General features: G+C 41.2%; 12 protein-coding genes and 6 tRNA genes. 16 read left to right on the forward strand and 2 right to left on the reverse strand.

All coding sequences use genetic code 11. The annotated features are described in order from the left end of the window. The first annotated feature begins 20 nt into the window (after positions 1 to 20). The 11 genes from N5909_RS01630 (at position 21) to N5909_RS01680 (ending at position 6,812) form a co-directional block, all read left to right on the forward strand. Positions 21 to 93: transfer RNA gene (locus N5909_RS01630), tRNA-Phe, on the forward strand. 13 nt (positions 94 to 106) lie between these two features. Beyond that, positions 107 to 187, forward strand: a tRNA-Tyr gene (locus N5909_RS01635). Positions 188 to 198: 11 nt separating this feature from the next. After that, a tRNA-Trp gene (locus tag N5909_RS01640) sits at positions 199 to 269 on the forward strand. Positions 270 to 283: 14 nt separating this feature from the next. After that, positions 284 to 356: transfer RNA gene (locus N5909_RS01645), tRNA-His, on the forward strand. A 13-nt stretch (positions 357 to 369) separates the two neighbouring features. Continuing rightward, a tRNA-Gln gene (locus N5909_RS01650) sits at positions 370 to 441 on the forward strand. A gap of 9 nt (positions 442 to 450) precedes the next feature. Beyond that, a tRNA-Leu gene (locus tag N5909_RS01655) sits at positions 451 to 534 on the forward strand. Between the two features lie 107 nt (positions 535 to 641). After that, positions 642 to 1,919 (forward strand): glutamyl-tRNA synthetase, encoded by a 1,278-nt coding sequence (locus N5909_RS01660; protein WP_033681158.1) that lies wholly within the window; start codon positions 642 to 644, stop codon positions 1,917 to 1,919. Between the two features lie 75 nt (positions 1,920 to 1,994). Continuing rightward, complete coding sequence (thrC, locus tag N5909_RS01665; protein WP_271630697.1) at positions 1,995 to 3,479, forward strand: threonine synthase; 1,485 nt, start codon at positions 1,995 to 1,997, stop codon at positions 3,477 to 3,479. Between the two features lie 60 nt (positions 3,480 to 3,539). After that, complete coding sequence (locus N5909_RS01670; RefSeq protein WP_033688021.1) at positions 3,540 to 4,820, forward strand: MATE family efflux transporter; 1,281 nt, start codon at positions 3,540 to 3,542, stop codon at positions 4,818 to 4,820. A 3-nt stretch (positions 4,821 to 4,823) separates the two neighbouring features. Further along, on the forward strand, positions 4,824 to 5,450 hold the full coding sequence (locus N5909_RS01675; RefSeq protein WP_225742290.1) for an HAD family hydrolase: 627 nt from the start codon (positions 4,824 to 4,826) through the stop codon (positions 5,448 to 5,450). A gap of 159 nt (positions 5,451 to 5,609) precedes the next feature. Next, the gene (locus N5909_RS01680) at positions 5,610 to 6,812 is read left to right on the forward strand and encodes a LysM peptidoglycan-binding domain-containing protein (protein ID WP_225742289.1); all 1,203 of its coding nucleotides are present in this window, start codon (positions 5,610 to 5,612) and stop codon (positions 6,810 to 6,812) included. Here the strand turns inward: N5909_RS01680 and N5909_RS01685 are convergent. After that, positions 6,798 to 7,037 carry a hypothetical protein gene (locus N5909_RS01685; RefSeq protein WP_225742288.1) on the reverse strand — a complete coding sequence of 80 codons (240 nt, stop codon included), beginning with the start codon at positions 7,035 to 7,037 and terminating at the stop codon, positions 6,798 to 6,800. The genes N5909_RS01680 and N5909_RS01685 overlap by 15 nt on opposite strands. A 133-nt stretch (positions 7,038 to 7,170) precedes the next feature. Here N5909_RS01685 and N5909_RS01690 point away from each other — a divergent pair, with 133 nt between their 5' ends. The 3 genes from N5909_RS01690 (at position 7,171) to pcp (ending at position 8,734) form a co-directional block, all read left to right on the forward strand. Next, positions 7,171 to 7,596, forward strand: a complete 426-nt coding sequence (locus N5909_RS01690; protein ID WP_225742287.1) for a MarR family winged helix-turn-helix transcriptional regulator — start codon at positions 7,171 to 7,173, stop codon at positions 7,594 to 7,596. 18 nt (positions 7,597 to 7,614) lie between these two features. Beyond that, on the forward strand, positions 7,615 to 7,977 hold the full coding sequence (locus N5909_RS01695; protein ID WP_225742286.1) for a DUF1304 domain-containing protein: 363 nt from the start codon (positions 7,615 to 7,617) through the stop codon (positions 7,975 to 7,977). 112 nt (positions 7,978 to 8,089) lie between these two features. Next, on the forward strand, positions 8,090 to 8,734 hold the full coding sequence (gene pcp / locus N5909_RS01700; RefSeq protein WP_271630698.1) for a pyroglutamyl-peptidase I: 645 nt from the start codon (positions 8,090 to 8,092) through the stop codon (positions 8,732 to 8,734). A gap of 26 nt (positions 8,735 to 8,760) precedes the next feature. On the opposite strand, the gene N5909_RS01705 is transcribed toward pcp, so the two are convergent. Further along, positions 8,761 to 9,618 carry a DUF975 family protein gene (locus N5909_RS01705; protein WP_033681176.1) on the reverse strand — a complete coding sequence of 286 codons (858 nt, stop codon included), beginning with the start codon at positions 9,616 to 9,618 and terminating at the stop codon, positions 8,761 to 8,763. 128 nt (positions 9,619 to 9,746) lie between these two features. Between N5909_RS01705 and tgt the strand changes: the two genes are divergently transcribed. Then, positions 9,747 to 10,889, forward strand: coding sequence for a tRNA guanosine(34) transglycosylase Tgt (gene tgt / locus N5909_RS01710; RefSeq protein WP_001285237.1), 1,143 nt, complete (start codon positions 9,747 to 9,749; stop codon positions 10,887 to 10,889). A 100-nt stretch (positions 10,890 to 10,989) separates the two neighbouring features. Then, complete coding sequence (locus tag N5909_RS01715; protein WP_033681179.1) at positions 10,990 to 12,807, forward strand: acyltransferase family protein; 1,818 nt, start codon at positions 10,990 to 10,992, stop codon at positions 12,805 to 12,807. Positions 12,808 to 12,848 lie beyond the last annotated feature (41 nt).

The raw sequence follows: 12,848 nt of genomic DNA on the forward strand, positions 1-12,848 counted from the left end.
AAATCCTGCTCCCGCAATAAGGCTCGGTAGCTCAGTTGGTAGAGCAATGGATTGAAGCTCCATGTGTCGGCGGTTCGATTCCGTCTCGCGCCATTATATATTTTTCGGAAGGGTAGCGAAGAGGCTAAACGCGGCGGACTGTAAATCCGCTCCTTCGGGTTCGGGGGTTCGAATCCCTCCCCTTCCATTATTTTAGTTACGGGCATAGTTTAAAGGTAGAACTAAGGTCTCCAAAACCTTCAGTGTGGGTTCAATTCCTACTGCCCGTGTTAATAGAATTATGGCGGGTGTGGTGAAGTGGTTAACACACCAGATTGTGGCTCTGGCATGCGTGGGTTCGATCCCCATCACTCGCCTATTTTATATTATTGGGGTATAGCCAAGCGGTAAGGCAAGGGACTTTGACTCCCTCATGCGTTGGTTCGAATCCAGCTACCCCAGTTACTATTTGCCGGCGTGGCGGAATTGGCAGACGCGCTGGACTCAAAATCCAGTGTCCGCAAGGACGTGCCGGTTCGACCCCGGCCGCCGGTATAGTATAGAGTTAAGGAACGTTGTAAATCTTCGTTCCTTTTTTATATAATTTTTAGTATAATAGTAGTTATTCAAATTTTATCTAGATTATGAAAGTGTAGGGAAGTATGTATCGTTCTATCGATTTATTAAAATATCGGTATTTGAAAAATATTAAAGAAAATTCTGAATTGTTTGTCGGGATTGAGCTGGAATATCCTGTTACAAATTTAGAAGGGGATGCTACAGATGTTGAAGTTATCAAGCACTTATTCCGATATTTAGTTTCTGCTTTGAATTTAGCTGTAGAAAAGGTAGATGATTTTGGGAATCCTATTCAGTTAGTGGATCCAGTAAGTCAGGATGCTATTTTATTTGAAGTTTCCTATACTACGATTGAGTTTGCATTTGGTAAGGCTGAAACGATACAAGAGGTTGAAGAACGTTTTAGTATTTATATGGAAGCAATCCAGAAGAAGTTAGCTGAATCAAATCATGCTATCGTTGGCTGCGGTATTCATCCTAACTGGGATAAAAATGAGAATTGTCCAGTGGCTTACCCACGCTATCAGATGTTGATGGACTATTTGAATTTGAGTAGAAATGTTGCTAAATCAGACTTGCATCATTTCCCTAAATATGGTGCTTTTATCTGTGGGAGTCAGGTACAGTTGGATGTTTCAAAGTCTAACTACTTACGAGTGATTAATGCTTTTACCCAAATTGAAGCAGTTAAGGCTTATTTATTTGCCAATTCTGAGTTTTCAGGTGAGGATTGGGATACGAAAATTTCAAGGGATATTTTCTGGGAAGAATCGATGCATGGTATCTATCCAGAGAATGTTGGTGTCAATGCTAGACTCTTTGAAGATGAGGATGATTTTTTTGATTATCTAGATCATTCTGCAATTTTTACTGCGGAACGTGATGAACAAACCTATTATTTTTATCCGATTCAGGCAAGGGACTATTTGCCTACACCTGAAATCCAAGCATATGCACTTAATGGGGATGAGATTATTATTTCCCCTCAAGAGAAAGATTTTGAAACACATCGTAGTTACCAGTACCAAGACTTAACGACTCGAGGAACAGTTGAGTTTCGTAGTGTGTGTACTCAACCTCTAGATAGAACCTTCGCTTCTGCTGCCTTTCACTTGGGATTATTAGTTAATTTAGATAAGTTAGAAGCTTACTTAGAAGCAGCACCTTTCTTTGAAGCATTTGGTCGTAATTACAAGTTTTTAAGACGACAATTTTCTAAGAAAAAGCTTACAGATGAGGAAGAAACTGCGATTATTGAAATTTCCAAAGACTTACTCCTTCTAGCTGAGGAAGGACTGGAGATGAGAAATAAGCGAGAAATGACCTATTTACAGCCTTTGAAAGAAGAATTGAGCCTATAATTTCTCTTATAAAGGGAGAATTTTCTGAAAAATCATGATATAATGGAAGAGACTATAGATAAAGGATAGAGAGTAATGACATTAGTTTATCAATCAACGCGTAATGCTAACAATACAGTAACTGCCAGCCAAGCTATTTTACAAGGTTTGGCGACGGACGGTGGTTTGTTTACACCGCTTACTTATCCAAAGGTAGATTTGGACTTTGACAAATTGAAAGATGCTTCTTATCAAGAAGTGGCTAAGTTAGTTTTGTCAGCATTTTTAGATGACTTTACAGCTGAGGAGTTGGACCACTGTATCAACAATGCCTACGATAGCAAATTTGATACTCCATCTATTGCGCCTTTGGTGAAATTAGACGGTCAATATAACTTGGAACTTTTCCATGGTTCAACAATTGCTTTTAAGGATATGGCCTTGTCTATTTTGCCATACTTTATGACAACAGCTGCTAAGAAGCATGGTTTGGAGAACAAGATTGTCATCTTAACAGCGACATCTGGTGATACTGGGAAAGCCGCTATGGCAGGGTTTGCGGATGTTCCTGGTACTGAGATTATCGTCTTTTATCCAAAGGATGGTGTCAGCAAGGTACAAGAGTTGCAAATGACCACTCAGACTGGTGATAATACTCATGTTATCGCCATTGATGGTAACTTTGACGATGCGCAAACAAATGTGAAGCATATGTTTAACGATGTGGCTCTTCTTGAAAGATTAGCGGCCAACAAGTTACAATTTTCATCAGCAAACTCTATGAATATCGGTCGTTTGGTGCCACAGATTGTTTATTATGTTTATGCCTATGCTCAGTTTGTTAAGTCTGGTGAGATTGTGGCTGGTGATAAGGTCAACTTCACAGTACCAACAGGAAACTTTGGAAATATCTTGGCTGCCTTTTATGCTAAACAAATCGGTCTTCCAGTTGGTAAATTAATCTGTGCTTCAAATGACAACAATGTTTTGACAGACTTCTTCAAGACACGTGTTTACGATAAGAAGCGTGAGTTTAAGGTAACAACTAGCCCATCTATGGATATCTTAGTATCTTCAAACTTGGAGCGTCTCATTTTCCACCTTTTGGGTAATAATGCGGCTAAAACAGCTGAACTCATGAATGCCTTGAACAAGCAAGGACAATATGAGTTGACAGACTTTGATGCAGAGATTCTTAACCTCTTTGCAGCTGAATATGCGACTGAGGAAGAAACAGCGGCAGAAATCAAGCGTGTTTATGAGTCAGATTCTTATATCGAGGATCCACATACGGCGGTTGCCTCGGCAGTTTATAAGAAATACCAAGCGGCTACTGGCGATGTGACTAAGACAGTGATTGCTTCAACAGCGAGTCCATACAAGTTCCCAGTGGTTGCAGTAGAAGCTGTAACTGGAAAATCAGGGCTTGGCGACTTTGAAGCCTTGGCTCAATTACATGATATTTCAGGAGTGGCTGTGCCACCAGCAGTTGATGGACTTGAAACAGCTCCTGTTCGTCACAAGACAACAGTGGCAGCTGCTGACATGCAAGCAGCGGTTGAGGCTTATCTAGGACTTTAAGACAGAGGGAGTAAACTCGGTTGGGAAACCAACTGAGTTTCTTTTCATCAGGAGGAAGGATTGTTTAAGAAAAATAAAGACATTCTTAATATTGCCTTGCCAGCTATGGGCGAAAACTTTTTGCAGATGCTCATGGGGATGGTGGATAGTTACTTGGTAGCCCACTTGGGCTTGATAGCTATTTCAGGTGTATCAGTAGCTGGCAATATTATCACGATTTACCAGGCGATTTTCATCGCTCTGGGAGCTGCTATTTCCAGTGTTATTTCAAAAAGTTTGGGGCAGAAAGACCAGTCGAAGTTAGCCTATCATGTGACTGAAGCCTTGAAGATTACTTTACTATTAAGTTTCCTTTTAGGAGCTTTGTCCATCTTCGCTGGGCAAGAGATAATAGGACTTTTGGGGACGGAGAGAGATGTAGCTGAGAGTGGAGGACTCTACCTATCCTTGGTGGGCGGATCGATTGTTCTCTTAGGTTTAATGACTAGTCTGGGAGCTTTGATTCGTGCAACGCATAATCCACGTTTGCCCCTCTATGTGAGTCTTTTATCCAATGCCTTGAATATTCTTTTTTCAAGTCTAGCTATTTTTGTTCTGGATATGGGGATAGCTGGTGTTGCTTGGGGGACAATTCTGTCTCGCTTGGTAGGTCTTGTGATTTTATGGTCGCAATTAAAGTTGCCTTTTGAGAAACCGACTTTTGGTTTAGATAAGGAACTATTGACCTTAGCTTTGCCAGCAGCTGGAGAGCGGCTTATGATGCGGGCTGGTGATGTCGTGATCATTGCCTTGGTCGTTTCTTTTGGAACGGAGGCAGTTGCTGGGAATGCAGTTGGAGAAGTCTTGACCCAGTTTAACTACATGCCTGCCTTTGGCGTAGCTACGGCAACGGTCATGCTGGTGGCCCGAGCAGTTGGAGAGGATAATTGGGAAAGAGTAGCTAGTTTGAGCAAGCAAACCTTTTGGCTTTCTCTGCTTCTCATGTTGCCCTTGACGCTTAGTGTCTATGCCTTGGGCATACCACTGACTCATCTCTATACGAATGATTCTCTAGCGGTGGAGGCTAGTGTGCTAGTGACACTGTTTTCACTACTTGGTACTCCTATGACGATAGGAACAGTCATCTATACAGCAGTCTGGCAGGGTTTGGGCAATGCTCGGCTTCCCTTTTATGCGACAAGTATAGGAATGTGGTGTATCCGCATTGGAACAGGATATCTGATGGGGATTGTGCTTGGTTGGGGCTTGCCTGGTATTTGGGCCGGAACCCTTTTGGATAATGGTTTTCGTTGGTTATTTCTACGTTACCGTTACCAGCGTTATATGAGCTTGAAAGGATAGGAAATGCAAAAAACAGCTTTTATTTGGGATTTAGATGGGACTTTATTGGACTCTTATGAAGCGATTTTGTCAGGGATTGAGGAAACTTTTGGTCAGTTTTCTATTCCTTATGATAAGGAGCAGGTGAGAGAGTTTATCCTCAAGTTTTCTGTGCAGGATTTACTTATGCAGGTGGCAGAAGAGCGAAAGATAGATGTGGAAGTGCTAAATCAGGTGCGTGCCCAGAGTCTGGCTGAGAAGAATGCTCAGGTAGTTTTGATGCCAGGTGCGCGTGATGTGCTAGCTTGGGCAGACCAAGCAGGAATTCAGCAGTTTGTTTACACTCATAAGGGAGACAATGCTCTTACCATTCTCAGAGACTTGGGTTTGGAATCCTATTTCACGGAGATTTTAACCAGTCAGAGTGGCTTTGCGCGCAAGCCTAGTTCAGAAGCGGCTACCTATCTGTTAGACAAGTATCAGTTGAATCATGATAATACTTATTATATAGGGGATCGGACTCTGGATGTGGAATTTGCTCAGAATAGTGGGATTCAAAGTATCAACTTTTTAGAGTCGACTTATGAAGGAAATCACAGAATTCAAGGGTTAGCAGATATTCCTTACATTTTTGGGGATTGGGAACGATAAGATTGTGTCAGTTTTGTAACAGAGACCTAACAAACTGTTTCAAGTAACAGAGTTTGTTACAAGGAATAGACAGTTCTGTTAAATAGGCCCAAGAGGGCTTTTTTTCTGCATTTTTTGTGTTATGATAGATAGGTACTCATTTGAAAGGAATTTGAAAGAATGAAGAAAAGAATATTATTAGCCTCAACAGTAGCCTTGTCATTTGCCCAAGTATTGGCAACTCAAGCAGAAGAAGTTCTTTGGACTGCACGTAGTGTTGAGCAAATCCAAAACGATTTGACTAAAACGGATAACAAAACAAGTTATACCGTTCAGTATGGTGATACCTTGAGCACCATTGCAGAAGCCTTGGGTGTAGATGTCACAGTTCTTGCGAATTTGAATAAAATCACGAATATGGACTTGATTTTCCCAGAAACTGTTTTGACAACGACTGTCAATGAAGCAGAAGAAATAACGGAAGTTGAAATCCAAACACCTCAAGCGGCTTCTAGTGAAGAAGTGACAACTGCGACAGCAGATTTGACAACCAATCAAGTGACGATTGATGATCAAACTGTTCAGGTTGCAGACCTTTCTCAACCGATTGCAGAAGCGCCAAAAGAGGTAGAAAATACAAGTACAAAAGAAGTAGCAACAAATTCAGAAGTTGCAGAGACAGTTGCTACTGCAGAAGAAGTGGCACCATCTACAGAGACTTCTGTCTCAGAGGAGCAAACAGCCGAAACAAGTAGTGCAGTTGCAGAGGCAGCTCCTCAGGCAACGACTCCAGCTGATAAGCATGAAACACAAGCAAGCCCTCAAGCTGAACCAGTAGTGGAAGCAACTACAACGCCAGTAGAAGAAAAAGCAACCGAAACAACTGCAACAAGTTCAGAAGAAGCAAAAGAAGCATCATCAAATGAAGCTACAACAGCAGTTTCTACTTATCAACCAGAAGAGACGAAAACAACTTCAGCAACTTACGCAGCTCCAGCAGCTCCAGATTATGCTGGACTTGCGGTAGCGAAATCTGAAAATGCAGGTCTTCAACCACAAACAGCTGCCTTTAAAGAAGAGATTGCCGACTTGTTTGGCATCACATCCTTTAGTGGTTACCGTCCAGGAGATAGTGGAGATCACGGAAAAGGTTTGGCTATCGATTTTATGGTGCCAGAAAGCTCAGAACTAGGGGATAAGATTGCGGAATACGCTATTCAAAACATGGCCAGCCGTGGAATTAGTTACATTATTTGGAAACAACGTTTCTATGCTCCATTCGATAGCAAATATGGGCCAGCTAATACTTGGAACCCAATGCCAGACCGTGGTAGCGTGACAGAAAACCACTATGATCACGTTCATGTTTCAATGAATGGATAAACCAGACTTGGTAATATCATTTTGACGAATGAGATGAAGCTTTCGTGATAGGAAGCGAGCCTCGTTCGTTTTTTCTTTGTCATACTCTTCGAAAATCTCTTCAAACCACGTCAGTTTCGCCTTGCCGTAGGTGTGGTTACTGACTTCGTCAGTTTTATCTGCAACCTCAAAGCTGTGCTTTGAGCAACCTACGGCTAGCTTCCTAGTTTGCTCTTTGATTTTCATTGAGTATCAATATGAATGGAAAATGGAAAGTTAGCATCTTGTAATAATTCAAGCAACATTCTTGCAATCTATTTTAATTTATATTATATTTGATTAGTCAATTATTGATGAATCAATCGAAAAGAGAAAAGAAATGATAGAGATTCAAGATCTGCTTTATCAACTCCGCTTGTCTGAGCAAGCGAGTACGCAATTGTTTGAAAAAAGACTTGGGATTAGTTTGACACGGTATCAGATTTTACTGTTTTTATTGGAGAATTCTCCCTGTAATCAAATGGCGGTTCAGGAGCGTTTGAAGATTGATCAGGCCGCCTTGACACGACATTTCAAGATTCTGGAAAAGGAAGGTTTAGTGGAGCGTCATCGCAATCCTGAAAATCAGCGAGAAGTGTTGGTGGAGGCTACGAAGTATGCCAAGGAGCAGTTAGTGGTGAATCCTCCTATGAGTCATGTCAAGGTTAAGGAAGCGATGGAAAGTATCTTAACAGAGTCTGAGAGAACAGAACTCAGCCGTTTAGTAAATAAATTGGTTTTGGGTATTGAGAATATAGAAATTTAAGGAGAAAAGGAGAAATAGATGTCAATTATTACAATCATTTTAGCAACAATCGTTGCTTTGGAGCATTTTTACATTTTTTATTTGGAAAGTATTGCAACGCAATCAGATGCGACTAGTCGTGTTTTTAAGATGGATAAGGAAGAACTGGCTCGTCCGTCAGTAAGTTCATTGTTTAAAAATCAAGGAATCTATAATGCTCTGCTAGGAGTCTTTCTCTTGTATGGCATTTATTTCTCACAGAATTTAGAAATTGTGACTATTTTTGTTTTATTTGTGATTGGTGCTGTGGCTTATGGCTCTCTCACAGCAGATAAGAAAATTATTTTGAAGCAAGGTGGACCAGCTATTTTGGCCTTGATTAGTATTTTACTCTTTAAATAAACTTTAATGCCGGTCTAATCCCCTCTAGTCCTTTTCACTCCAGAATAAGGGAAATATGTTATACTTGTTTTTAAGAAAAAAGTCTCATTGAATTTGTTTTGAGGAGTTAGAAATGAAAGTATTAGTGACAGGTTTTGAGCCCTTTGGAGGGGAAAAGGTTAATCCAGCTTTAGAGGCCATTAAAGGTTTACCAGCTGAAATCCATGGTGCTGAGGTCCGTTGGTTAGAAGTGCCAACAGTCTTTCACAAATCGGCTCAAGTATTGGAAGAAGAGATGAGTTGTTATCAACCTGACTTTGTCCTTTGTATCGGCCAAGCAGGTGGAAGAACTAGCTTGACACCTGAGCGAGTAGCCATTAATCAAGACGATGCACGCATTCCTGATAACGAAGGTAATCAACCGATTGACCTTCCCATTCGCCCAGACGGTGCTCCGGCCTACTTTAGTAGTCTGCCGATTAAAGCGATGGTTCAAGCTATAAAAAAAGAGGGCTTGCCGGCCTCTGTTTCCAATACGGCAGGGACTTTTGTCTGCAATCATTTGATGTATCAGGCCCTCTATTTGGTAGAGAAGAAATTTCCACATGTTAAGGCAGGTTTTATGCACATTCCTTATATGATGGAACAGGTGGTGAATAGGCCGACTACTCCAGCTATGAGTTTAGTGGATATTAGGCGAGGGATAGAAGCGGCAATCAGAGCCATTATCGAACATAGAGATGAGGACCTCAAGTTGGTAGGTGGAGAAACTCATTGATAGAAAAAAGCTTGAGGGAAAAACCTTCAAGCTTTTGGACGTTTTCGAGCCAGTACTGCTCGGTAAAAAATTATTTTATTGATTTGAATGTAGGGTAGGAGTGAGAAACTAGCAATCCCAAAGGTAATCCAATTGAGGAAATACCAAGGAAGGAGTTGTAAGTCTAGGACAAAGCGCTGAAATTTGTAACCTTTCATTAAGAAACGGCTGGTTTTAAGTATTTGCCCTGGTTTAGCTTGTCCCAAGTCTAGGGTGTCACAGAGGAGAAATTCTACCTGTGAATAGGCATAGTATTGTGGGATATAGAGACTATTTCCGACAATCATCAAGAGGATACTTGCTAGGAAGTAAAGACCAAAGGTCATGAGGAAACGCTCAGTTTCAATTGACGTGAGATCCAGATTGGGAAATTCAGGATGGATTTCAACGAATTTCTTTGCTAGAAAGCTACTGTAAAAGAGGAAGTAAATCCCGAGTAAACTAGGAATGCTCCATAAGAAGAGATAGAAACGTTTGAGAAGAAGAGTCAAAAAGGTTTGTGAAAAGTGTTCTTCGTTAAAGAGAGCCAAACTATTTTTGACGGATAGTTCTGTATCTGGATTCTTGATGAGTTTCAGCGTTGTATAAACTGAGCTGGTTAGAAGTATCGTCCCGATAAAGGATACTAATAGTGGAAAGAGGTAGGCTTGGAATACATGACCAAACACGCTTAAAAAGGATTGCTCTAAAATAGACTCGTTGATGCGCTCTAAGGGATTGAGGAAGCCAGATAAGATGACCAGCATGCTAGGTAAGAGATAGACGAGAAAGAGGCGGGGATTTTCAGCCTGAAATTGTCTAGCCTGCAGACGAATGGTTTTTAAATCAATTTTTGGGTATTTCATTCTCTCATTATACCATAGTTCATACCATAGTTCGTGACAGTTCCAGCTTTTTTTGATAAAATCATACAGTATGCCCTTGGGCACAAAGTATGAACTGGGACTGTCTTTCCCAGCTTCGGAGGTAAAAAATGTCAGATTCACCAATCAAATATCGTTTGATTAAGAAAGAAAAACACACAGGAGCACGTCTAGGGGAAATTATTACCCCACACGGGACCTTCCCAACACCTATGTTTATGCCAGTTGGAACACAAGCCACTGTCAAAACTCAGTCGCCTGAAGAATTGAAGGAGATGGGGTCGGGAATTATCCTATCAAACACTTATCATCTCTGGCTCCGCCCTGGAGATGAACTCATCGCACGCGCAGGTGGTCTTCACAAGTTCATGAATTGGGATCAACCAATCTTGACAGATAGTGGTGGTTTCCAGGTTTATTCTCTAGCAGATAGCCGAAATATCACAGAAGAAGGGGTAACTTTTAAAAACCATCTCAATGGTTCTAAGATGTTCCTGTCTCCAGAAAAGGCCATCTCTATCCAAAATAATCTGGGTTCAGACATCATGATGTCCTTTGACGAATGTCCTCAGTTTTATCAACCATACGACTACGTTAAGAAATCAATCGAGCGTACCAGTCGTTGGGCTGAGCGTGGTTTGAAGGCTCACCGTCGTCCACATGACCAAGGTTTGTTTGGAATTGTGCAGGGTGCAGGATTTGAAGACTTGCGTCGCCAATCAGCTCACGACCTTGTCAGCATGGATTTCCCAGGCTACTCTATCGGTGGCTTAGCAGTGGGAGAAACCCACGAAGAAATGAATGCGGTCTTGGACTTTACAACTCAACTGCTGCCTGAAAATAAACCTCGCTATTTGATGGGTGTGGGAGCGCCAGATAGCTTGATTGATGGGGTGATTCGTGGTGTAGATATGTTTGACTGTGTCTTGCCGACTCGTATCGCTCGTAACGGAACTTGTATGACCAGTCAAGGTCGTTTGGTTGTCAAAAATGCTCAGTTTGCTGAGGACTTTACGCCACTGGATCCTGAGTGTGATTGCTACACATGTAAGAACTATACACGCGCCTACCTTCGTCACCTCCTCAAGGCTGATGAAACCTTCGGTATCCGCTTGACTAGCTATCACAATCTTTACTTCTTGCTTAACCTGATGAAGCAAGTGCGACAAGCCATTATGGATGATAATCTCTTGGAATTCCGTGAGTATTTTGTTGAAAAATATGGCTATAATAAGTCAGGCCGTAATTTCTAAAATGGAATTGATATAAGCTAAAAATCCTAAGTTTTCTCTTAGGATTTTTCTTCTTTTTTTGATAGAATAAAGTGTATAATGAAAGGGAGAATAAACTCGTATGCGTATTAAATGGTTTTCCTTGATTAGGATTACAGGTTTACTTTTGGTACTCTTGTATCATTTCTTTCAGACGATCTTTCCTGGAGGATTTTTCGGGGTAGATGTCTTTTTTACATTTTCAGGTTTCCTGATTACAGCTCTACTTATCGAAGAATTTTCTAAAAATCATGAAATTGATTTGGTTGGATTTTTTAGGAGACGCTTTTATCGTATCGTACCACCTGTGGTTTTGATGGTCTTGGTAACCATGCCCTTTACTTTTCTAGTTCGGCAAGATTATGTGGCTGGAATTGGGGGTCAGATTGCGGGTGTCTTAGGCTTCATGACCAACTTCTATGAGCTCCTAACAGGTGGGAGTTATGAATCTCAGTTCATTCCTCATTTGTTTGTTCATAATTGGAGCTTGGCTGTTGAGGTGCACTACTATATCCTCTGGGGATTGGCAGTTTGGTTCTTATCTAAACAGTCCAGATCAAATGGTCAGTTGAGAGGAATGGTCTTTCTTTTATCTGCTGCTGCCTTCGTGATCAGCTTCTTCTCCATGTTTATCGGTAGTTTTCTAGTAACCTCTTATTCCTCTGTGTACTTCTCCAGTTTAACCCATGTCTATCCATTCTTTTTGGGAAGTGTGTTAGCAACTATCGTAGGCGTTCGTCAGACGACTTCTTTAGTTAAGCAATTGGATAAAATCTGGGATTTACGCAAGACCCTTTTGGTTTTTGCAGGAGGTTTTGGCTTCTTACTCATTTTGACCTTCTTTGTCAAATTTACCTATCTCTTTGCCTATCTTATGGGCTTCTTGCTTGCCAGCCTTGCAGCCCTTGCTATGATTTTAGCGGCGCGTGTCTTACATGAAAAGACTCCTAACATGCAGGAGCCAAAGATTATCAGCTTTTTAGCGGATACTAGCTATGCGGTTTATCTTTTCCATTGGCCTTTCTATATCATTTTTTCACAGCTGACATCAAATCTTCTTGCTGTGTTATTAACTTTGATTTTTTCTTATGGATTCGCCAGCCTATCATTTTATGTGTTGGAACCTTGGATTGCAGGAAAGGACACACCTATTCTACAAACTCTTCGTCCCCTGCCTTATATTCACACAATCCTTGCTGCAAGTACAGGAATCTTGGCCTTCATTGTCTTCGTAGTGACTTTGATGGCACCACAAGTGGGAGCGTTTGAGACAGACTTGACTGTCAATGGTTTGAAGCAAGCTGCAACAAATATTGATCAGACCAAGTTGATGGCAGAACGAGCAGAAGCTGATAGTTTAGGAATTGCTGATGGCACTATGCTAATTGGTGATTCGGTAGCGCTAAGAGCTAATACAGCTTTGCAGACAGCCCTTCCTGGGGCACAGATTAATGCACAAGTCAGCAGAACAACCAAGACTGCCAATGAAATCATGCTAAATAATAGCCAGAATAAATTTCTACCAAAGATGGTGATTATTGCAACTGGGGTAAATAATCCTGAAAATTACAAGGAAGATTGGGATAGTATCGTGAGAAATCTTCCTAAGGGCCACCATATGGTTTTGGTGACTCCTTATGAGGGGGATAAGGCAAAAGAGACCTATGCAATCGTTGAGAAAGAGGCTGCCTATATGAGAGAATTGGCAGAGAAGACACCTTACATCACGATAGCAGATTGGAATCAAGTTGCTAAGGAACATCCAGAAATTTGGACTGGAACAGACCAAGTCCATTTCGGAAGTGACAATAGTAAAATTGAAGCAGGAGCAAAATTGTATGCAGATACCATTGCTACAGCCTTGCAAACAGCTCAAGACAAGCCAGTCAAATCAAAATAACTTGTATTTAAAAGAGAAGAGTTGGAGAAGTCCAGCTCTTT

Source organism: Streptococcus gwangjuensis, from assembly GCF_028156745.1.
Taxonomy (GTDB): Bacteria; Bacillota; Bacilli; order Lactobacillales; family Streptococcaceae; genus Streptococcus; species Streptococcus gwangjuense_A.